This is a genomic window from Pseudomonas sp. FG86, from assembly GCF_057808775.1.
Genome location: NZ_JBMDIS010000007.1, coordinates 40,858 through 61,276 on the forward strand (window position 1 = coordinate 40,858; position 20,419 = coordinate 61,276).

General features: G+C 59.2%; 20 protein-coding genes. 13 read left to right on the forward strand and 7 right to left on the reverse strand.

The window, feature by feature from the left end:
• Positions 1-6 precede the first annotated feature (6 nt).
• The 12 genes from ACODSV_RS06790 (at position 7) to ACODSV_RS06845 (ending at position 10,852) form a co-directional block, all read left to right on the forward strand.
• Positions 7-378, forward strand: coding sequence for a phage tail protein (locus tag ACODSV_RS06790; RefSeq protein ID WP_150055143.1), 372 nt, complete (start codon positions 7-9; stop codon positions 376-378).
• Between the two features lie 4 nt (positions 379-382).
• Positions 383-787 carry a hypothetical protein gene (locus ACODSV_RS06795; RefSeq protein WP_150055142.1) on the forward strand — a complete coding sequence of 135 codons (405 nt, stop codon included), beginning with the start codon at positions 383-385 and terminating at the stop codon, positions 785-787.
• A gap of 159 nt (positions 788-946) precedes the next feature.
• Positions 947-3,172 (forward strand): phage tail tape measure protein, encoded by a 2,226-nt coding sequence (locus ACODSV_RS06800; RefSeq protein WP_150055141.1) that lies wholly within the window; start codon positions 947-949, stop codon positions 3,170-3,172.
• Complete coding sequence (locus tag ACODSV_RS06805; RefSeq protein ID WP_150055140.1) at positions 3,169-4,494, forward strand: DNA circularization protein; 1,326 nt, start codon at positions 3,169-3,171, stop codon at positions 4,492-4,494. The genes ACODSV_RS06800 and ACODSV_RS06805 overlap by 4 nt, the downstream gene beginning before the upstream one ends.
• Entirely contained in the window at positions 4,478-5,605 is a 1,128-nt protein-coding gene (locus ACODSV_RS06810) for a phage baseplate assembly protein (RefSeq protein ID WP_150055139.1), read from the forward strand. The genes ACODSV_RS06805 and ACODSV_RS06810 overlap by 17 nt, the downstream gene beginning before the upstream one ends.
• Before the next feature lie 8 nt (positions 5,606-5,613).
• Complete coding sequence (locus ACODSV_RS06815; protein WP_454844058.1) at positions 5,614-6,165, forward strand: phage baseplate assembly protein domain-containing protein; 552 nt, start codon at positions 5,614-5,616, stop codon at positions 6,163-6,165.
• A 40-nt stretch (positions 6,166-6,205) separates the two neighbouring features.
• The gene (locus tag ACODSV_RS06820; RefSeq protein ID WP_190300981.1) at positions 6,206-7,018 is read left to right on the forward strand and encodes a hypothetical protein; all 813 of its coding nucleotides are present in this window, start codon (positions 6,206-6,208) and stop codon (positions 7,016-7,018) included.
• 49 nt (positions 7,019-7,067) lie between these two features.
• Positions 7,068-7,418, forward strand: a complete 351-nt coding sequence (locus ACODSV_RS06825) for a phage GP46 family protein (RefSeq protein WP_150055136.1) — start codon at positions 7,068-7,070, stop codon at positions 7,416-7,418.
• 1 nt (position 7,419) lies between these two features.
• Positions 7,420-8,490, forward strand: coding sequence for a baseplate J/gp47 family protein (locus ACODSV_RS06830; RefSeq protein WP_150055135.1), 1,071 nt, complete (start codon positions 7,420-7,422; stop codon positions 8,488-8,490).
• A complete protein-coding gene (locus ACODSV_RS06835; RefSeq protein ID WP_150055134.1) occupies positions 8,487-9,062 on the forward strand; it encodes a YmfQ family protein in 576 nt (191 codons plus the stop codon). Before ACODSV_RS06830 ends, ACODSV_RS06835 begins: the two co-directional genes overlap by 4 nt.
• Positions 9,062-10,174, forward strand: coding sequence for a hypothetical protein (locus ACODSV_RS06840; protein WP_150055133.1), 1,113 nt, complete (start codon positions 9,062-9,064; stop codon positions 10,172-10,174). The genes ACODSV_RS06835 and ACODSV_RS06840 overlap by 1 nt, the downstream gene beginning before the upstream one ends.
• 3 nt (positions 10,175-10,177) lie before the next feature.
• A complete protein-coding gene (locus tag ACODSV_RS06845) occupies positions 10,178-10,852 on the forward strand; it encodes a phage tail assembly chaperone (RefSeq protein ID WP_223817858.1) in 675 nt (224 codons plus the stop codon).
• Positions 10,853-11,373: 521 nt separating this feature from the next.
• Here ACODSV_RS06845 and ACODSV_RS06850 read toward each other — a convergent pair.
• From ACODSV_RS06850 to ACODSV_RS06870, 5 genes are all read right to left on the reverse strand, one after another.
• Positions 11,374-11,988: a TetR/AcrR family transcriptional regulator gene (locus tag ACODSV_RS06850; RefSeq protein WP_024076417.1), complete on the reverse strand. Its 615-nt coding sequence runs from the start codon at positions 11,986-11,988 to the stop codon at positions 11,374-11,376.
• Between the two features lie 352 nt (positions 11,989-12,340).
• The gene (locus tag ACODSV_RS06855) at positions 12,341-14,746 is read right to left on the reverse strand and encodes a TonB-dependent receptor (protein ID WP_150056206.1); all 2,406 of its coding nucleotides are present in this window, start codon (positions 14,744-14,746) and stop codon (positions 12,341-12,343) included.
• A 127-nt stretch (positions 14,747-14,873) separates the two neighbouring features.
• A complete protein-coding gene (locus tag ACODSV_RS06860; protein WP_069076700.1) occupies positions 14,874-15,326 on the reverse strand; it encodes a hypothetical protein in 453 nt (150 codons plus the stop codon).
• Between the two features lie 57 nt (positions 15,327-15,383).
• A complete protein-coding gene (locus ACODSV_RS06865) occupies positions 15,384-16,667 on the reverse strand; it encodes an ATP-binding protein (protein WP_069076699.1) in 1,284 nt (427 codons plus the stop codon).
• The gene (locus ACODSV_RS06870; protein ID WP_150056207.1) at positions 16,664-17,347 is read right to left on the reverse strand and encodes a response regulator transcription factor; all 684 of its coding nucleotides are present in this window, start codon (positions 17,345-17,347) and stop codon (positions 16,664-16,666) included. Before ACODSV_RS06870 ends, ACODSV_RS06865 begins: the two co-directional genes overlap by 4 nt.
• 188 nt (positions 17,348-17,535) lie before the next feature.
• On the opposite strand from ACODSV_RS06870, the gene bamA reads away from it, so the two are divergent.
• Positions 17,536-19,902, forward strand: coding sequence for an outer membrane protein assembly factor BamA (bamA, locus tag ACODSV_RS06875; RefSeq protein WP_069076698.1), 2,367 nt, complete (start codon positions 17,536-17,538; stop codon positions 19,900-19,902).
• Between the two features lie 93 nt (positions 19,903-19,995).
• Here bamA and ACODSV_RS06880 read toward each other — a convergent pair whose 3' ends face one another.
• Together ACODSV_RS06880 and cydX are read right to left on the reverse strand one after the other, a co-directional pair.
• Positions 19,996-20,283 (reverse strand): cyd operon YbgE family protein, encoded by a 288-nt coding sequence (locus ACODSV_RS06880; protein WP_024076423.1) that lies wholly within the window; start codon positions 20,281-20,283, stop codon positions 19,996-19,998.
• On the reverse strand, positions 20,280-20,402 hold the full coding sequence (gene cydX / locus ACODSV_RS06885; RefSeq protein WP_024076424.1) for a cytochrome bd-I oxidase subunit CydX: 123 nt from the start codon (positions 20,400-20,402) through the stop codon (positions 20,280-20,282). Before cydX ends, ACODSV_RS06880 begins: the two co-directional genes overlap by 4 nt.
• Positions 20,403-20,419 lie beyond the last annotated feature (17 nt).

Below are 20,419 nucleotides of genomic sequence, written 5' to 3' on the forward strand. Positions count from 1 at the left end.
TTTTAGATGGCTGATAACTACGTAGGGCAGATCGTTCTCGAGATCAACGGCACCGACTATGAGGTGACTAGCGTTGAGCCGAGCCTCAAAACCGGGCGCAAAGTGGTCAAGACCATGAACCGCACGGGTCGACCTTCGGGCACGGCAAAGGGCATTGAGGAACACGAGTTAAAAATTTCGGTACCCATCCCGAAAACCGGCGAGCCGGACTGGCGCGCCCTGATGGATGCCAAGCTGACCATCTATCCGCAGGACGGCGGCAGCAAGCGGCAGACCTGGACCGGCTGTTCCCTGATGGAAATGGGTAGCAAGTACCAGGTTGAAGGTGAAGCCACCCGCGATCTGACCATCGCCGCTCTCAACTACTACACGGAATAATGCGATGACTGAACAACTGAATAAACAGTGGGACGGCCTTACGACCACTGGTGAGTTGACCCTCGGTGTGTACTTTGCGGGGACTCGACACAAGCGCTTCACCCTGCGTGTGGGCGTTGCAGGTGACTGGATCGCTGCCCACGAGACATATCCCAGCAGTCCATTCCAACTGGGTGCACTTGAGGTATTCCGTCGGCAGTTGTTGAACCTCGGAGACATACCGACCGAGTGTCTGACGGTCGAACTGTTGCGGGAGGCGTTGACCGAAATCGACTTGGCCATCCTTGCCGAAGCTGATGAAGAACTGGAAAAAAAGCTCACGCCGCCGAGCGCGGCAACGCCGACTGGCGCCGCATCGAACACGCCTTCATCCGAAACGGCTATCGGCTCTCCGAAGTCCGCAACATGACCAAAGCCGAGATCGATACCCGTGTCGATCTGATCGTCGGCAAGGTCAAGGGCACACGCTACGTCAGCCAGCGTATGCGTAAGGCGCTACCCAAACCCAAGTGACTGGCTCGCTCCAGGGCCTTTCCTATTCCTGCAAGGCCCTTTCCGGGAGTACATCATGAGTTCCGATCTGCGCGTCGCGCTTCGTATTCAAGCCACCTCAGGCAACAGCCGCCGCGAAATTGAACAGGTCAACCGCGACCTTCGGAAGGCTGGCAAGGAAGGCGCAAAGTCCCTGGCAGATGAAAGCTGGAAGGCATCCTCGGCCATCACCAAGGTCGGTCAGGCTGGAGCCAACAGCTATAAAGTCATGCGCACTGCCATGCGTGAATCTGCCAAGGCAGGTGCTGGCACGCGCATCGAGGTCAGTAAGACTTCCGCCGAACTCAAAGAGATGGCAAGCGCTGCTCGCAAGGCTGCGCGTGATACTAAAACCGAGTTGATGAGTACTGACCGGCAAGGCGTGCAACCTTTACGCCAGAGCGTGGACAAGACGGAAACATCCTTTCGACGCATGGCGCAAAACAGTGGTCGCAACCTGCGCACGTTGAAAACCATCGCCATCGGGGTGCGTCAGGAGTTTGACCGCATCAAGGGACTTGGTGGAAGCATGCAGGGGAAGCTGGCGGGGCTGGGCGTGGGCATTGGAACAATCGCTGGATTGAAAGCCAGCGCGGATCTGGAACGTGTTCTGATCCGTACGAAACAAACAGCGGGAATGACCAACGGGCAAAAAGACGAGTGGCGTAGCGAGGGGTGGCGAATAGCCAAAACTTACGGTGCCAGCCGCGCAGATGTAGACACTGGATTCAATACGCTCATTGCTTCGGGTGTGAATTATGATGCAGCAAAGAAAACCGGCGATGCCATCGGCCAAGCCAACGCTATTACGGGTGCAAACCCAGCAGTCCTGGGCAAGGCGGTTGTTGCTGCATCCGGCGCATTCAACATTGATTTGAATAAAGAAGGAGCAGCCCTCGACCTGCTGCAAAAGATGACAGTCGCCGGACGACTCGGTAACGCCGAGCTTGAAAACTTGTCCGATTTGTTTCCTAAAATTGGTGGGGCGGCAGCGGCTGCGGGTATGTCTATTGAGCAGGCATTGGCGTTCACCGAGTCTCTATCCAAGGTTGAGTTGCAACCAGATCGACTTGGCACACTGGCCGAATCTACCTTGCGCGTATTCAGCAACAAGCAGTACAGGGATCAAGTTTCTAAAGTTACGGGCATTGATTTCTTCAACAAAGATAAAAGTTCGCGCAACCCAGAAGAAGTTTTCGGCGAACTAAAACGCAAGTATGAAGCAATGAAAACCGATGAACAGCGCGCCAAGTTCATGGGCGTAGTATTCAAAGGTATGGATCAGGACACAGTACGTGGCTGGCGGAGCATGTTGACCGGTGATCGGCTGGATGACATGAAGTCTGGCGCTAAAACACTGGGTAAAGCCGAGCCTATCTACAGCCAGGACCTGAAGGAAAACACCGAGAGCTCAAGTGGTACTGCCGCACGTATGAAGGCCACGCTGGCCGAGGCCATGGACCGAATGGCGACCCCATTGAACAAAGGGTTCGCGGATCTTGGCAATTACCTGCTTGATGACCTGAACCTATCCGGCGAGCAGATGCTTGCCGGTGGTGCGGCTTTGGGGGTTGGCGGTTACTACGCCGGGCGTGGTGCCAAAGCGGGTGCAGGGGCTTTGCTCAACAAGTTTATGGGTGGGCCTGAGACTCTAAAAAACATCGCAGTTGGAAAGGTGCTGGAAGAGGCTACAGGTGTGACATCTGTATTCGTCACCAATTGGCCAGGTGGGATGGCTCTCGGTGGCGGCATGCCCGATCTGCCCGATGGATCGACTTCGCGTAAGGGAAAACCTGGGGGCTTCATAGCACCTTGGCTGGCTCCTGTTGCATTGGGTGTCAGTGCGACTCAACTGGGGGGTGACAGTGCAAGCGACGATGCGGGGCGGCTACGTGATGCCCAACGCAGCAAGCTTTTGAACGATGACCAGCGGACCTATCAGACCTCGTTTTACCGTAACCGCTTGGACTTGGCCGAGCAGAACCCCAGCCAGACCGCTGACTGGTTGTCGTCCCAGGCCCAGCGCCTAGCGCACCAGCAAACCGGCATGACGGCCGCAGGGATGCCCATTGATGGCGCTAATCAGTGGGCCGCAGGTATCGCAAACCGCGCCGTTTCTGCGGGTGCCGAGACGCCAGCGGCCGCAGCTCGCTTGCAACGGCTGCTTGACCAGCCCCTGGTCATTGAACTGCGCCTGGATTCCGCCATGATCCAGGCCGAGGTCGAGAAACGTACTGATATTCAAATGAGGCGCGGCCGATGAGTTGGGCAGAAACCCTGCTGGACGCATCCTTTAAAGGTGTGCCGCTCCATGTCCTAGACGAAAGCCTTCAATGGCAACGAGCGCTGTCCGAACATGGCACGCCCTTTAAGGACGGCGACAGTGTGGTCGACCTGGGTCGCGGCGCTCGTCGCTTCCCCATGCAGCTCATCATCTACGGCGTTAACTACGAAATCGAGCTACAGAATCTGTTGAGGGTGCTCGATCAGCGAGGCCCTGGTGAACTGGTTCATCCCATCTATGGCAGCCTGAGCGTCGTCTCGCAAAACGTCGAGGTGAAACATGTTGCTGACAGCCCCGACGCAGCCCAAGTCAGTCTTTTGTTTGTTGAGGACACTCCTGACCTGCCGTTTTTCGCCCGTCAGTTTGAGTTCGTTGATATCGGGGTGTCAGACCAGGAAGACGCGTACCGCTGGCAGGATGGGATTTTTGACCTGTTCGGCCGCATCGACTCCCTGGTCGGCGAGATTCAATCGTGGATCAGTGGTGGCTGGGTTGGATTGATCGAAAAGGCCTTGGGCTTGCCGGGTATTTTCCTGCGCGTGCAGCAGCTGCGTTCCCAGATCCTCGGCGTAGTGTCCGGCGTCACCTCCATGGCGAAGAATCCGTCGGCCGCATTCGACCCCCTGGTCGACCTGTTCCGTACTCCGACGCAGATCCGCAGTTCAATCCAGGACAACACACCCAGCAACTCGGCGGCGCTGCTGTCTCGTACTGGTGTTCCGGCAACCATGCCGGGCGGTGATAGCTTGGCCATCGAACCGGCGCGGGCGGCCAACGCCTTTTTGATCAGCGCCCGTCAAGGTGTTGCGCCGGACGCGAGCCTGTTGCCTGGCCGTATGCCTGATGATCCCGTCGAGGCCAGCGGGTTTGCCCTGGTCGTCCTGGTCATCACCGAACTGGCCGCAGCTCACGCCCAGGCGGTTGCCATCGTGATCGAGGACGAAAGTAAAAAGCCCACCTTGAGCCCGGTTGAACTGGAGGGCCTGGTTAACCTAGTGCGCTCGTTGGTGCAAGGCGCAATCCTGTTGCATCGCCGCTTGTTCGACATCGAAACGTCCCGGCCGGTGATCGAGGCCCTGCGAAACACCGCCGCGCTGATCCAGGCCCGTGCTCGCCAGGTCATCCTGTTGAGCCCGCCGATGATTGAGCGGGAGGTTGAATCACCTGTCAGCCTGCGACTGTTGGCTCACCGATGGTACGGTGACCATGAGCGCGCTACCGAGTTGATCCGGCTCAATCCCGACCTGAAAACGCCTCACAACATTCCCGCGGGGAGGGTTCTGCGTGCTTACGCTGAATGATCCTGTACCGTCCATTCGACTAGCCATTGGTGGCCTGGCGCATGACACCTGGGACGGCTGGTCGATTGAATCCGACCTGCTCACTCCGGCTGATGCTTTTGAGCTTGAGCTACACACCAAGAACACTACGCGCCTACCAGACGTGATCAAGGAAGGCGCTCCATGTTCGCTGACCCTGGATGGCGACCGGGTACTCACCGGCCAGATCGATGAGTTTGAACACGATATTTCCCGCCGGGGCATCTCCATGCGCATTAACGGCCGCGACCTGGCGGCGCCCCTGGTGGACTGTTCGTCGCCTTTCGTGTCCATGCGGGAGGCAACCCTGGCGCAGATTCTGGACCAGGTGGTTAAGCCTTTGGGAGCCTACAAGGTCGAGATCCGCGCCGACCAAGCTAAGACCCGTCGACGCGTACAGATTGAACCAGGGCAAACCGCCTGGGAGGCTCTGCTCCAGGTGGCCGAGGCCAACGGCCTCTGGCCCTGGGTGGAGCCGGATGGCCGCCTGATCATCGGCGGGCCTGATTACACGACTCCACCCGTGGGGGCGTTGGTGATGCGTGAGGATGGTGTAGGTAACAACGTAGAGCGCTTAGCCGTGCGCCGCTCTATTGCTAACCGATACAGCCAAATCACCGTCCTGGGCCAGCATGGGCAGTATGCCAATGACGGGCTGGACACCAAGCGTTCCCATCTCAGCTCCCAGGTCCAGGACGAAACGCTGTACCGTCGTGGGATCTTTCGCCCCAAGGTCGTGGTGGATAGTTCCAGCGAAAGCCAGGACATGGCGACAACCCGCGCTCGTAAGCTCTTGGCCGATAGTCGCTTGGAGGGTTTCGAGATTCGCGCTGTAGTCAAAGGCCATCGGGCCGCCAACGGGCAGGTCTGGACCCCAGGCCAGCGTGTTCACGTGCGCAGTGAGCCCCATGGTCTGAATGACATTTACTTTCTGATGTCTCGCACATTGCGCCTGGCCCGTGGCGAAGGGGCTATCACCGAGCTTCGCTTGCGTGAAGACAAAATGTGGGTGCTGGACGGTAATAAGGTGAAGAAACACAAAGGCAAGTCCAATCCGGATGCGGCGTTTATTCAGATGATCAAGGGGCTTTAATGAGTGTCATGGCGCAACTTGTGCGTGACCAAGTGTGGCGGGCGATGAGCAAGGTTCGCCAAGCGTTCCGCGCCACGGCGGTCAGCAACACCCATGGGGCGCTGATTGGCGTCGAGTTGCAGGGCCTGGCGGGTGAGTCCGTTTCGGCTGAGTTGGCACAGCACTATGGCTACAGCTCTGCACCACTGCCTGGTGCAGAGTATGTGGTGATCCCCATAGGAGGTAACAGCAGCCACTGTGTGGTGGTCGCCAGTGAAGACGGCCGCTATCGGATCAACCTGAAGGACGGCGAGGTTTCGCTCTACACCGATGAGGGCGATTACGTGCATATGAAGCGCGGTCGGGTCATCGAGGTCGTGACTGATGAGCTGCTGTTCAAGGTCAAGAACAAGGTACGGTTTGAGACGCCAGTGGTTGAGATGTCGGGTGATCTGCATTTGGAAGGTAGTATCAAGGCAGATGGCGAGATCGAGGATCATACGCGGTCGATGCAAGCAGACCGTGCCATCTATAACCAGCACGACCATGGTGGTGGCCCCAAGCCATCGCAAAGCCAGTGAGTTTCTGGTATTCCTCTTGCCTGATCAGGAGGAAGCACCAATGGATATAGCTAAATGTACGCTTGATGGTATTGAGTATTATGCGTCGAAATTCGCCAAACTTCCGCCAACTGAGCTTGCCTTAAAGAGGCGCAACCTAGTCTGCACCAAGTGTGGGACAAGAGCCTTGTTTGTAAAAGAGGCCAAAAGTGGTCAAGGCCCACATTTTCGGGCGCGTCCTCACTTGAATTGTTCTTTGGCCGCACCGGAATCTGAGCGAGGCGAAGGCGGCGGTGATGATAAGGACATGTTGCATAATCCGGGGGACCACATCGTTCTTGATTTGAAGTACGGTCAAGGTGAGCAAATCAATGGAGATCCCGGCGCTGGCGGAAAGGGCGGCTCCAGTGGTGGTCGGTATAACGGAACAGGTGGCCGCAAAAAGTCTGTATCGCATAGGCGACTTCGCCCAATCCTCAAAAACTTGGTTTACTCCGAGGCGTTTTCCCAATCTGACCAGACGGTGGAGCTACCTGACGTTGGAACTTATCGAGTAAAAGATTTGTTCCTGAACTTTACAGACGTAAGTGATGATCACGTAGGCGAGTTTAGGGGCTTTTGGGGGGATATTCTCGATACTAGGCAGGGTTACGGGGGGCCTCAGTGGATCAATACCGGATTCAAAGATGACGTCAGTGTTCTGATTGAGCGAGAGGATTTGAAACCTTTTCTCGCCCACCATAAGGTGACAACCGACCAACTGGACGGCATGCATTTTCTAGTATTTGGGACGCTAAGAAAGTCAGCAAAAAACGGGAAGCTTTGGATTCGCCCCAAAGGCATCGAATTTACGGCCCTCCTCGGTGAGTCTTAAACCCCCCTGAAATACACTCCCCCCGCATGACCCTGCACTATGCATTCCCATGGACGCAGGCATAAACCCAACTACAGGCGACTTGACGGGCCAGCGTATTATTACGCTGGCAAACGCCGTTTATTTACGCCTCATGACTCCCCTCGGAACCTGGTGGAAAGATCCCACCCTGGGCTCCCGCCTGCACGAACTTCGTCGCGAAAAAGACCGCCCCCGTGTGGGGCGCCTTGCCAAGCAATACGCTGAGGACGCCCTCAAGCCACTGCTGAAGGATCTTCGCGCCAAGACCATCACCGTCACAGCCACCCAGCCCCATAACGGTTGGCTCACGCTACAAATCGACATCATCGACGCCACCGGCAATCCGCAGGTGTTTCGCCAACCTGTAAGGGTGATTTGACATGGCCTTTTCCGCGCCAAACCTTGAGACCATTCTGGCAGGCATCCTGCGGGACATTAAAGCGCTCAACGATGAAGCCGACATTGGCACCGACAGTGACCACTACATTCGGTCGGCTGCCATTGCTGCCGCAATCGAAGGCATCTATCAGAAGCTGGCCTGGCTTTACCGCCAGATCTTCCCGGACACCGCAGACGTAGAGGAACTGGTGCACGCTGCCGGCATTCGTGGCGTTCAGCGCAAAGCCCCTGTTGCGGCAACTGGCGTGGTCGCTCTGAAAGGCACTGCGTCGGTTGAACTGCTGCAAGGCTCTACCCTCACTCATCGCGTGACTGGCGAGCAGTTCGACAGCCTGGTTAGCGCGACACTTGGCATCGACGGCACGACTACAGTCCTGGTCAAGGCTCACACCGTTGGTTCATCGCTCAATAGACTGACAGGTGACTTGGTCCTCACCAGTCCACCGCTCGGCATGGACGCTAACGCTAGCTTTGTCGGTGCAACCACCGGGGGGGAGGATCAGGAGAGCCCAGAATCGTTACTCGCCCGATTGCTCGATGTTATCCAGTCACCACCAGCAGGAGGCAATCTGGCCGACTTCAAGCGTTGGGCCAAAGAGGTCGACGGCGTGGCAGACGTGTTGGTGATTCCCAAGCGCCGCAGTGGCAATTCAATCGACTTGGTTCTCACTGGCAGCACTGGAAGCCCGTCAGCCGAGGTTATAGCGCGGTGCTTGGACCACGTTACAAGCGTGTGCTCAGTCTTCGCTGATGTGTGGGCATATCCCCCAGCGGAGCGACGAGTGAATTCGTCGGCCCTGGTTGAGCTTGCAGCGGGATACACGCTGGCAGGTGTTCAGGCCTCCGCCCAAGCCGGTTACAACGCACTGCTGGGGGCCTTGAAGCCCAGTGAAACGCTCAAGCGCTCCCACATAGAGACGATGATCGGCAACTTGGCGGGTGTGGTTGATCGTGCTCTTACTGCACCGGCAGGTAACGTATTGGCATCAGATGATCCAAGTCTGATCGGTTGGATTCGCCCCGGAACGATCATTTTGGGCCTGTTGAAATGACCCTGCTTGCCGATCAGTTGCGGATGCTCTTGCCTCCTGTCTCCTATGACGGTAATGCGACGTTACTGTCTGCCACCATTGAGGCCGAGGCCAACGCACTGACCCAGTCTGACACTCAGGCAGAAGCGGTTTACAGCGCGATATTTGCCGACTCCGGTATGGGCCTCGCCGACTGGGAGCGGGTGTTGGCACTACCCGATCCATGCCTTATAGGCGTGCCGCAATCCATCCGACAGCGCGTTCAGGCGGTTGTTAGCAAACTGCAAACACGTGGCGGCCAGAGCAGCCCCTTTTACATCGCCCTAGCGAAGGCCCTCGGCTACGACATAACCATCACGACTTTTCACCATGCCCGTGCGGGCATCGCACGTGCGGGCGACCGCGTTTACGGCGGCGACTGGGATTTCACCTGGCGCGTGAACGCCCCCGCTGTAACTGTCACCTACGCACTGGCTGGGCTAACCGCCGCAGGCGATCCAGTGGCGTCCTGGGGCAATAAATTACTTGAATGCCGACTTAGCCAGTTGAAACCGGCCGAGTCCATTTTGCTATTCGGCTACGGAGATAACTGATGCAAAAAATTAGCAGTAGCACCGGGACTGCAAACGGTGCAGGCGAATTCACCCAAGGCCAGCCTGGCTCCGGCATTGATGCAACCATGATTACTGTGGCTTGGTTGAATGCCATACAGCGGGAGCTGGTTAACCTGGTGCAAGGTTCTGGGCAGGATCTGAAGCCGGAAGATGATAAGCAGGTTTTGAAGGCTGTTAAGGCGTTGCAGGAGCTTGCGAGCGCCTGGGACAAGATCACTGATAAACCGACCTCCCGCGACGGTTACAAGCTTTCTGATGTCTTTACGAAAAAAGAAACAGGCGTCGCCATTCAAGAAGCCGTTTCAGGTCTGATGCCTAAAGCTGGCGGCGCCGTCTCTCCAAAGTTCATGGGGTTGTCTTTTAACTCCGAAGTGGCGGGTTACAGCGAGCTTGGCGGTTATATTGGATGGGGGTCGTCAGGTACTGGGACGGTGCAATTTATTTGCAATAAGGGAGGCGGCAGCACAGGTGGTTTCGTGTGGGGAACGGTTGCGGCTGACAATAAAGCCATCGGTCCGCTGATGTCTTATAGCGCTGATGGCGGCCTAATTGTCCCGAAGTCGTTGTCTGTGCCTGCTATTGCAGGCAACACGACTGTTTGGGATCAGCCCGCTGGATACGCAGGCCCATACATTGCTAACTGCGCTTTTGTTGCCGCCGCCGTGACCCTAAAAATCAATGGCAACAATTGTTTTGAGGCTGGATTTATTGGTGGGGATATTACCGCCCCTTACATGAAAAATGTTAATGGAACAGTTGTTCGCCTTCAGGTGGACCGTCCTAAAGACACGGCGCTATTGGCTCCGAATGGGTGGAGCAAAAACGCGGATACGGGGGAAATAATTCAATGGTTGGAATACAGTCTTGGCGACTTTGGTCAGACTACGTTGATAAATGTCACTTGGCCTTTTCGATTCCCTAATCAATTTTTGAATGCAAGAGTGAGCTTCAAACTGGCGGCTAATGCTCAGTGTGGTACTCAGGGTTCGTATTCACTCGGCACTGTGGATGGTTGCACGTTACGAATCGAGGAATGGGTAGGGGTAGTGCAAACAGGGCTTGTTGTGATGGTCGAGGCCAGGGGATTTTAATACATGAAAATTTTCTATAGCGAAAAAGACAATACATTCTTCAATGAGATATTCCACGGCACTCGGACTATTCAGGTTCCTGACCCCGAATGGGAGCGACCAACCATTGCGACTCCAGATCCAACATGGGATCGCCCTCATATTCAGATTAAAAATCCGGATTGGAGTGAGGGGGATACGGTGACGCCTGAAACCATTTGGGTTCCTGACATTGATGCAGTACCCCCGATGATTGAGGTGCCGGATGACAGCGTTTCTCCCCCGCTGGTTGTTGTGCCCAACCCTAAGTGTTTGCTCCCGCCAGAGTCCGAACTGGTGGACGTTTCCCAGGAAGAACATGACGAAATCTACCGAGTGCTTTCGCTGGGTGGATCGATCCTTGTGCCTGGCAAAGATGGGCGTCCGAGTACCGCGCCAGCGCCGCCACCTACGGTGGAGGATCTGAAAAACCGCGAGCGGGCCATCCGCGACCGGGTGTTGCTGCTGACCGATCCGCTGATCGCCCGTCACCGTGACGAGCTGGAAGCCGAGCGCCCTACAACCCTTACTGCCGAGCAGTACAAACAGTTGCAGGGCTACCGGCAGGACTTGCGCGATTGGCCTGGGTCTACATACTTCCCTTCACAAGAGAAGCGCCCAGTACCTCCTACGTGGCTTGCCTCACTAATAGGGTTATGAGGCCCGTAAGGTCTCGTCTACCGGTGCCAAACATCTTGCTCCCCTAGATAAGGAGTGCGCCCTTTAGGCAGTGCCAAATGTGGCGCTTCGAGGTGCCAAATCCGACGCGCGCTTACACGAAGCGAGCCGCCCTTGATCTTGCTTTAGATCTTGATCTTGATCTCAGGCGCCCCGTTAAACCACGCTGGCCGCAATTCGATAGTGATTTGGGGGGTAAACCGGCAGGGATGCCGGTTTAGCCGCCCCGCGCCATGGATGGCGCGTGGCGGCGGCCCCCCAAATCACTGTCGGATTGCGGGCACACCGAGCCTGGGCGAGGTGCCGAGTGGTGGGGCAAGAGCCCTTTGCTTACTTTGGGGCTTTTCCAAAGTGAGCCGCCGTAAGGGCGGAACCCTAAGTGGCCGTTACCGCAGCAACGGATATGTACCCGGTCCAAACCAAAAAAATAGTCGGCCCAGAGGCCGCCATCGGGGGCAAGTCGAATCGTCGCACCGCCCCTCCCACATTTGACTGTGTTCGACTCAAGTTCTGATGGCTGCCTCGACCCGCGCGATGTAGCTGTCAAACCGCGCCACCAGGTCCACCTGCTCCGGAAAGCGCAGCCACTGGATCTGCAAGCCGTCCATCATGGCCAGGATTTCTTCCACCAGCCCGGCGATGTCCACATCGCTGCGCACCTCCCCCGCTGCGACCAGGTCGGCAAACTGCCCCTGCATACGTTGCTGAATCGCCGCATAGCGCGCCTGGAACCAGGCCCAGGCCGGTTGGGTGTCGAGCAGGCTTTCGGCATTCAAGATGGTAAACGCGCGCACCACGCCCGGCGCGGTGGCGTTCGAACGGTTGATCGCGCGCAGGCTTCCGAGCAACCCGGTCAGCGACTTCTCCGCGCGCACTTCATCGGCAATCCGTTGATTGACCTCGTCGCGACGTTGCAACACGCCCATCAATAATGAAATTTTGCTGGGGAAGTGATGCAGCACACCGGCCACGGAAATACCGACGATGGCCGCCACCTTGGCCACCGAAGCGCCGCTGTAACCCTCCAGGGAAAACACCTGCAAGGCCGCGTCCAGCAGCTCTTCGCGGCGTTTTTCACCTTTGGGCGCGCGGCGGGTCTTGGGGGCAGGCTCGGTCATGGGGAGGTCCTTGTGGGCAGGCTTGCACCGTATCCAAATTGCCCCTGGGCCGCAAATAAAGCTCAGGCGCTTTCCCGTTCGATCAGGCGGCAGTCCAACCGGTTCAAACGCTGTACCTCATCCTCCAAGGCTTCCGACCGCCCGGGGCAAGCCCTGATGCCTGTCAGTAAAGGAAGAACACAGTAACTGTGGCGAGCGGGCTTGCCCCGCGTTGGGTCGCGAAGCGGCCCCAATAAGAGCGCTGCAGTGTGTCAGGCAGCTCCGGGACGGTGTCTTGGGGCTGCTTCGCAGCCCAACGCGGGGCAAGCCCGCTCGCCACAACAAGCCATCAATCCATACAGGGGCGCGGGTATTAGAAGTCGACGGTGGCAGACAGCAGGTAGGTGCGTGGGGTCGACAGGGTCAGCCCCGGCTCGCTGTCATCCGACGCACCCGCCGAGCTCCAATAGCGCTTATCGGCGACGTTCTCGACATTGGCCCGCAGGGTGATGTGCTTGTCATCCACCTTGAAGGCATAGCGTGCGCCGACGTCGATGCGGTTCCAGGCGTCGATTTCCTTGACGTTGGACGGGTCCAGGTACTGCGAGCTGGAGTAGATGCCGCGGCTGGTCAGGGTCAAGCCTTCGAGGGTCGGTACGTCCCACTCGGCGCCGAGGTTGACGTTGTACTTGGGCGTGGCCGGCGCGCGGTTGCCGTCGTAGGTACCGTTGGTGGTGTGCGTCAGTTCGCTATCGATGTACATCACCCCACCGAGCAGGCGGACGCCCTTGAGCGGTTCACCGAACACGCTGACTTCCGCCCCTTGGTTCTGGCGCTTGCCGTTGGGGCCGAATAACCGCGAGGTGGCGTTGGTTTCATAGGCCGGTTGCTTGATGCGGAACACGGCGGCGGTCACGGCGAAGGCTCCGGCGTCGTATTTGGCGCCGACTTCGACCTGGCGGCTGATAAACGGCGGGAAGATCTCGTCTTCATTCCTCGACGTGGACGGCGCGATCTTGCCCTGGCTCAAGCCCTCCATGTAGTTGGCGTACAGCGACAGTTTGTCGGTGGCTTTGAACAGCAAGCCGCCGGATGGCGAGATCTTTTCTTCGTCGTAGCCGGTGCGGCCTTTGACCCCATTGTTCCAGTCATCCACCTTGACCCGCTGCCAGCGCGCGCCAAGGGTCAACAGCAGGCGATCATCGAAGAAGCCGAGGGTGTCGGACAAGGCCACGCCACTGAACTTGTTCTCGGTGTAGACCTTCGCATCCTGGCGCGTGGCCACGGACGGCGTCGCAGTTTGCACGGGGTTGTAGAGATTGCTCGACGCGTTCGCATAACGCGCGCCGCCGTTGGTGAAGTCCATATAGAAGTAGCTGGCGGCCAGGTTGACCTCATGGCTCACCGGCCCGGTGTGAAACCAGTTGCGCACACCCGCGTTGTAGGTGCGCACATTTTCATCACGGGTGAAATCACGGGGCTGCACCGTGAAATCGCCGGCCGCATTGGTCACTGACACTGCATGGCGCAGGAAGTCGTGGTTGCTTTTACGCGCGCCCACACCGCCGTAGAGCATCACCGAATCGCTGAGGTCATATTCGGCATTCACGGTACCGAAGGTGTCGTTGGTGCTGGCCTTGCTCCAGGATTGCGCGTAGTTGTGGCGCACATCGTTGGCGCTCGGCACTGGCGCGGCGGCGGCCACTTGCACACGTTCCTGTGGCGCATCGGTATCGCGTTCGGTGTGGCCGATATCGGTGGAAAGGCGCAGGCGTTCGCCACGGAAATCCAGGCCCAGCACCGCCATTTCGCGGTCGACGCTCTGGTGGTCCCAGGTGGTATCGCCAGATTGCTTCACGCCATTGAAACGCAGGCCGAACTTGTTGTCCTCGCCAAAGCGCCGCCCCACATCCACCGCCCCGCCCGCCTGGCTGTCGGAGGCCCAGGTGCCGGTAAACGAGGTGATGTCCTTGTCGGTGGCGCGCTTGGGCACCACGTTGATGCCGCCGCCCACGCTGCCGCGCGGCGAGATGCCGTTGATCAACTGGGTGGGGCCTTTGAAGATATCGACGCGGTCGGCCATTTCCATGTCGATGGTGTAAGTGGGCAGCACGCCGTACAGGCCGTTGTAGGCCACATCACTGTTGAACAGGCTGAAGCCGCGAATGGTGAACTGTTCATACCGCCCGCCGGCCGGGTTAGTGGCGCGTACCGAGGGGTCGCTGGCGATCAGGTCGCCGAGGGTGCGCGCCTGCTGGTTCTTGACCGTGTCCTGGGTGTAGGTGGTCATGCTGAACGGCGTTTCCATGAAGTCCCGCGTGCCCAGCAAGCCCTGCGAGCCACGGCGCGCCACCTGGCCGCCGGCGTAGGTATCGCCGTCATACAGGCCCGTGGTGCCCAGGATGGACGTCGGCGCCAGCTCCAGGCTGCTGCCATCCGGTACCGGCACCAGCATGTAGGCCTGCTCGCCCATCGATTGCAGTTGCAGGCCCGAGCCTTGCAGCAAACGCGCAAAGCCCTCCTCCACGCCGTACTCACCGGACAACCCAGCGCTGCTGCGCCCGCTGACCAGCGCCGGGTCCACCGACAGGTTGACGCCTGACAACCCGGCAAAACGGGTCAGCGCGGCACTCAGGCTCCCGGCGGGCACCTGGTAGCTGCGGCGGGCGGCGGTGTCTTCGGCATAGCTGAGCGGGACAAACAGCGGGCTGGCGCTGAGGCTCAGCACCAGGCTCAGTTTGAGCAACGGGCGCAAGCGCAAGGGGAGGACTGCGGGCATTGGAAGAAGCTCTCGATTTTGTTCACTTACCTGGAATGACCGGTGAAGTGAAAAAAAGGGACAGGCTTCGACGAAAATCATTCACAAAAAAAGTTCGAGTACTCCTTACGCCGCCTTCATGGCGTGTTTACCCACGCTGAGCGGAGGTGTCGGCCGAATAGATGACGGTTTGCGCACAGTTCGGCGCGACGGTCGGCCGGGTGAAGTAGGTGTCGCCTTCGTCGGTCAGGATCTCGTAGTCGACTTTGCGCGTGGCGCTCGCGTGCTTGATGATTTTCAGCACGCGCTGGAATTTCACGCTTTGCGTACCGTTCAGGTCAGGCCCGGTCAGCACATTGACGCTTTGAAACCAGCCGGCCTGTTGCTTGTTGCCCACCAGCACGCTGGTCATCGCCTCGAACCGCTCCAGCCGGGTGAAGCCCCACAGCGTCTGCTCTTCGACGCTTGCGCCTGGGGTGGCCGCGCCGGTAAACACGAAGAGATTGATCGCCGGGCTGTCTTCGCAAAAGAAATCATACGGGACCAGGCCGTCGACCATTTTCCTGCCGGGCACAAAGCCCTTTTTATGCACCTGAAACATTGCCATCTCCGCTCGATCACTGGCGACCAGTCTAATGAGCGGCGACGTACAGGGCGGTCAAGCCAATGTAATGTCGTGTAAAGATCGCGCGCTGTGCAGGTTGACCTCCACGGTCAGCCCTCCCCCCATCTCATTGCGCGCCTCGATAGTGCCGCCGTGCATCTGCACTGCCCGCGCGGCGATGGCCAGGCCCAGGCCAAAGCCGACAGTGGCATCGCCCACGCCGCGCTCGAACGGCTGGAAGATGCTGTGCAGCCGGTCATGCTGCACCCCCGGGCCTTGGTCGCTGATGCGCACGCTCAAGCGATTCGCCTCGGCATTGACGTGCGCCGAGACCCGCACGGTAGTACCCGGCCGGGTATAGCGCACAGCGTTGCGGATCACATTCTCAAAGCAGCGGTACAGCAACTCGCCGCTGACACAGGCGATAAACGGCGGGCAAGCCTGCAGATGAACGCGGCAGCCCTTGATACCGGCTTCGAACTGCGCATCTTCGACAATCATCGCCAGCAATTCGACGATATCCACCGGCTCGCGCTCGATGCTTTCTGGCCGGCCTTGCAGGCGAGCCAGGGTCAGCAACGCTTCGATCAGGGTGTCCATGCGTTCGGATTCGCGCTCGATGCGTTCGAGCATTTCCAGGCGCGCGGCGTCCTGGCGCAACAGGCCGATGGCCGCTTGCATGCGCGTCAGCGGCGAGCGCAGCTCATGGGAGATGTCGTGCAGCAGGTGCTGCTGGGCTTGCACCAATACCTTCAACTGGTTGGCCATGCGGTCGCAGTCTTCGGCCAGGTCGACGATTTCATCGCGGCGCTTGCCCATGGACGGCTTGACCCGGGTTTCGAAACGCCCCTGGGCCACATCGCTCATTGCCCGACGCAAGTGCGCCAAGGGCCAGGCCAGGTAGTACGCCATGTAACCGCTGAACAGCGCACTCATCAGCGTACCGATGATCAGCGGGATCTGGGGCCACGGCCTGCCTGCGTCATTACCCGGCGCATGGGTCGACCGCAGAGACAGCGCCAGGCCCTCCCGACTGGTGACCGCTTGCTCATAGGCCGGCTGTGCAACGGGAGCGCCAACCAGCAACTGGCCGGTGCTGTCATAGACCCCGATGGCCTCATCCGGCGGCCGCTCCCATACCGTCAGAAGCTGGCCGGCGGCTTGGACACCAAACTGTTGCAGCAGCCTCTTTTCGCTGGCGAGGATCGCCTCCACATGCGGGTCGCCCGGGCGGAAGCGACCCACCTCAAGCACACCGACGCCCACCAGGAACGTCAAGGTGGTCGCCAGCCAGAAAGCCAGGAACAGCTTCCAGAACAGCAGGCCGGGCTTGCTCATTCGGCAATCAACAGGTAGCCAAGCCCGCGCACGCTCTGGATCCAGGCCTTGGCATCCGGGCGCGGCCCCAGCTTTTGCCGGATGCTGCTGATGTGCACGTCAATGCGCCGATCGTAGCGGGTCAGCGGGCAGCCCAGGGCATTGAGCGACAGGTCTTTTTTGCTTACCACCTGGCCGGCGCTGCGGGCCAGCTCTTCGAGCAGGCTGAACTCGGTGCTGGTCACACCCAGCTCGGCGCCTTTCCACAGGGCCTCACGCTTGCCTGGCCACAACACCAGCGAGCCGGTCTTGATCACCTCGGTGGTCGGCTGGCCTGCCGCCTGCACCCTGCGCATGATGGCGCGCAGGCGTGCCACCAGCTCGCCTGGGGAACTGGGCTTGGGCACATAATCGTCGGCGCCCAGCTCCAGGCCGGTGATGCGATCGATATTGTCGCCACGGGCGGTCAGCAGCACCACGGGCACCTGGCTGACCGTGCGGATACGCCGCAGCACCTCGATGCCCGAGCGCTGGGGCAGCATGACATCCAGCACCACAATGCTGTAGCGGCCCGACAGCGCTTCGGCCTCGCCCTCCTCGCCCGTGTGCACGGCCGTGGCTTCGAAGCCTTCACACGCCAGGTACTGGCTCAGCATTCCAGTCAATTCCTGGTCGTCGTCGACTAACAGTACGGAGATCATTGCCGGCTCGTCTGTGGGGTGGGTGCGCATTATCAGCCTTGCAGCAGCGATTCGGGCCAACCTTTACCTAACTTGACATTCGGTTAACCGCACCAAACGCCCCGCGCTCGTATGCTCGCCCTTCACCGGTCGGCGAGTGATCCAAGCGCGCCGGCGCTGCTTGTCGATGTGTTCTGGAAAAGATCTTGATGAATTTTTCGCGCCTGCTCTGCTCGGTTGCGCTGCTGCTCAATGCCTCACTGGCACTCGCCCAAGGCTTCAAAATCTCGGATATTCGAATCAATGGCCTGCAACGGGTCTCGGCGGGCAGCGTGTTCGGCGCACTGCCGCTGAATGTCGGCGACGAAGCGGATGACCGGCGCCTGGTGGACTCCACGCGTGCGTTGTTCAAGACCGGGTTCTTCCAGGACATCCAGTTGAGCCGCGAAGGCGACGTGCTGATTATCAATGTAGTCGAGCGTCCTTCGGTTGCCAGTATCGAATTCGAAGGCAACAAGGCGATCTCCACCGAGGACTTGATGAAGGGCATGAAGCAGAGCGGGCTTGCCGAAGGTGAGATATTCCAGCGTGCCACCCTGGAGGGTGTGCGCAATGAGTTGCAGCGTCAGTACGTTGCCCAGGGCCGCTATTCGGCGTCGGTCGACACCGAGGTCATCGCCCAGCCGCGCAACCGGGTCGGCGTGAAGATCAAGATCGATGAAGGTGAAGTGGCGTCGATCCAGCACATCAACGTGGTGGGCAATACGGTATTCCCCGACGACGCCTTGACCGACACCTTCACGCTCAAGACCAGCAACTGGCTGTCATTTTTCAAGAACGACGATAAATACGCGCGGGAGAAGCTCTCCGGCGACCTCGAACGGCTGCGCTCCTACTACCTGGACCGTGGCTACATCAACATGGACATCAGCTCGACCCAGGTTTCCATGACCCCGGACAAAAAGCACGTCTACATCACCGTGAACATCCAGGAAGGCCAGAAATACACGGTGCGCGACGTCAAGTTGAGCGGCGAGCTGAAAGTCCCGCAAGACCAGCTCCAATCATTGCTGCTGGTGCAAAAGGGCCAGGTGTTCTCGCGCAAATTGATGACCACCACCTCGGAGTTGATTACCCGCCGCCTGGGCAACGAAGGCTATACGTTCGCCAACGTCAACGGTACGCCCCAGGTCCATGACGCCGATCATACGGTCGACATCCTCTTCAGCGTCGACCCCGGCAAGCGGGCTTACGTCAATCGCATCAACTTCCGGGGCAATACCAAGACCGACGACCAGGTGTTGCGCCGCGAAATGCGCCAGATGGAGGGTGGCTGGGCGTCGACCTACCTGATCGACCAATCCAAGGTCCGCCTGGAGCGCCTGGGGTTCTTCAAGGAGGTGAATGTCGAGACGCCGGCAGTCGCCGGGGTGGATGACCAGCTGGATGTGAACTACGCCGTGGAAGAACAAGCCTCCGGCTCGATCACTGCCAGCGTCGGCTTCGCCCAGAGTTCGGGGCTGATCCTCGGCGGCTCGATTACCCAGAACAACTTTCTCGGCACGGGTAATTACGCCAGCCTGGGGCTGACCCGTTCGTCCTACCAGAGCAAGTACAACATCGGTTTCACCGACCCTTACTTCACGGCCGACGGGGTGAGCCTGGGTTACAACGCGTTCTACAACAAGACCGACTACAACAAATACTACGATGATGGGGTGTCTTATTACGCCATCAACAGTTTTGGCCTGGGCGCCACCCTCGGCTATCCGATCAATGAGACCTCACGCCTGAGTTTCGGCCTGACCGCTCAACACGACAGCATCGAGCCAGGCACTTACAGCGCCGACGAGATCTACGATTTCATCGAGCGCGAAGGCAAGCAGTTCACCAACTTCAAGGCCAACCTGGGCTGGTCGGAGTCGACCTTGAACAAGGGCGTATTGGCCACGCGCGGGCACTCGCAAAACCTCAACCTGACCGTGACGGTGCCCGGCAGTGACCTGAGCTTCTACAAAGTCGACTACACGGGGCAAACCTTCCTGCCCGTCAGCAACACCACGGCCCTGCGCTTGCATACCAAGCTCGGTTACGGCAACGGTTATGGCGCCACGGACGGGCTGCCCTTCTATGAAAGCTATACCGCGGGCGGCGAAGGCACGGTGCGCGGTTTTAAAAGTGGCACCCTCGGCCCGCGCAGCACCCCGGCGACCGGCACCTATGCCAGCGCCGGTCAGGCGTACTATTCAGACCGCGATACCGATGCGTTGGGCGGCAATATCCTGATTACCGGGGGCGCGGAGTACTTGTTCCCGGTGCCGTTCATCAAGGACAACAAATCCGTGCGCACCTCGCTGTTCTGGGACATGGGCTCGGTGTATTCGGACAAATGCTACCTGAGCACCACCCAAGGCTGCGGCAGTGTGGACCTGAGCCAGATGGCCAGCTCAGTGGGGGTGGGCGTGACGTGGTACAGCCCGCTGGGGCCCTTGAGTGTCAACCTGGCGTATCCGATCCGCACGCCGGAGAACGCGGACAAGCAGATCTTCCAGTTTTCCATGGGCCAGACGTTCTGACGCTTCCAGCATTCCGGCGCCGCCGCGTGCGCAAGGCTCGACGATCCCGCTACGGCAAAGAGATGCCACCGTAGCGTCGGGATCGTCGCTCCTTCAGCGCAGGAACTTCAGCGCGCCCGCCAGGGCCAGTGCGGCCAGGCAGGTCCAGCCCGAGAACAACCCGCGCCACACACGCCTGCGTGGCACAAACCCCACGCCCCTGACAAAGGCCACGCTCATCGCGGTGAACAACGCCGTTGCCAGCCCATGATCAGCGCGGCCATCTGGCGCGGTCATCATCGGCGGATAGAGCGTACACGCCAGCATCATCGCGATGGCAAGCAGCAAGCTCAGCAGGTGTAGCTGTGAGGGCGCCGGTGCGTCGGCGGCACGCGGCGTCATGGCCGCGTCTCGTCACGATCGTTCAGGGCGCGGCCGGCTTCGTTCTCGCCCCACATCGCATTTAATATGGCCAGCAGCAGTGCAAAGCCGACTCCCAGCATCCAGGCGAAATACCACATAGTCGTTGCTCCTCCGA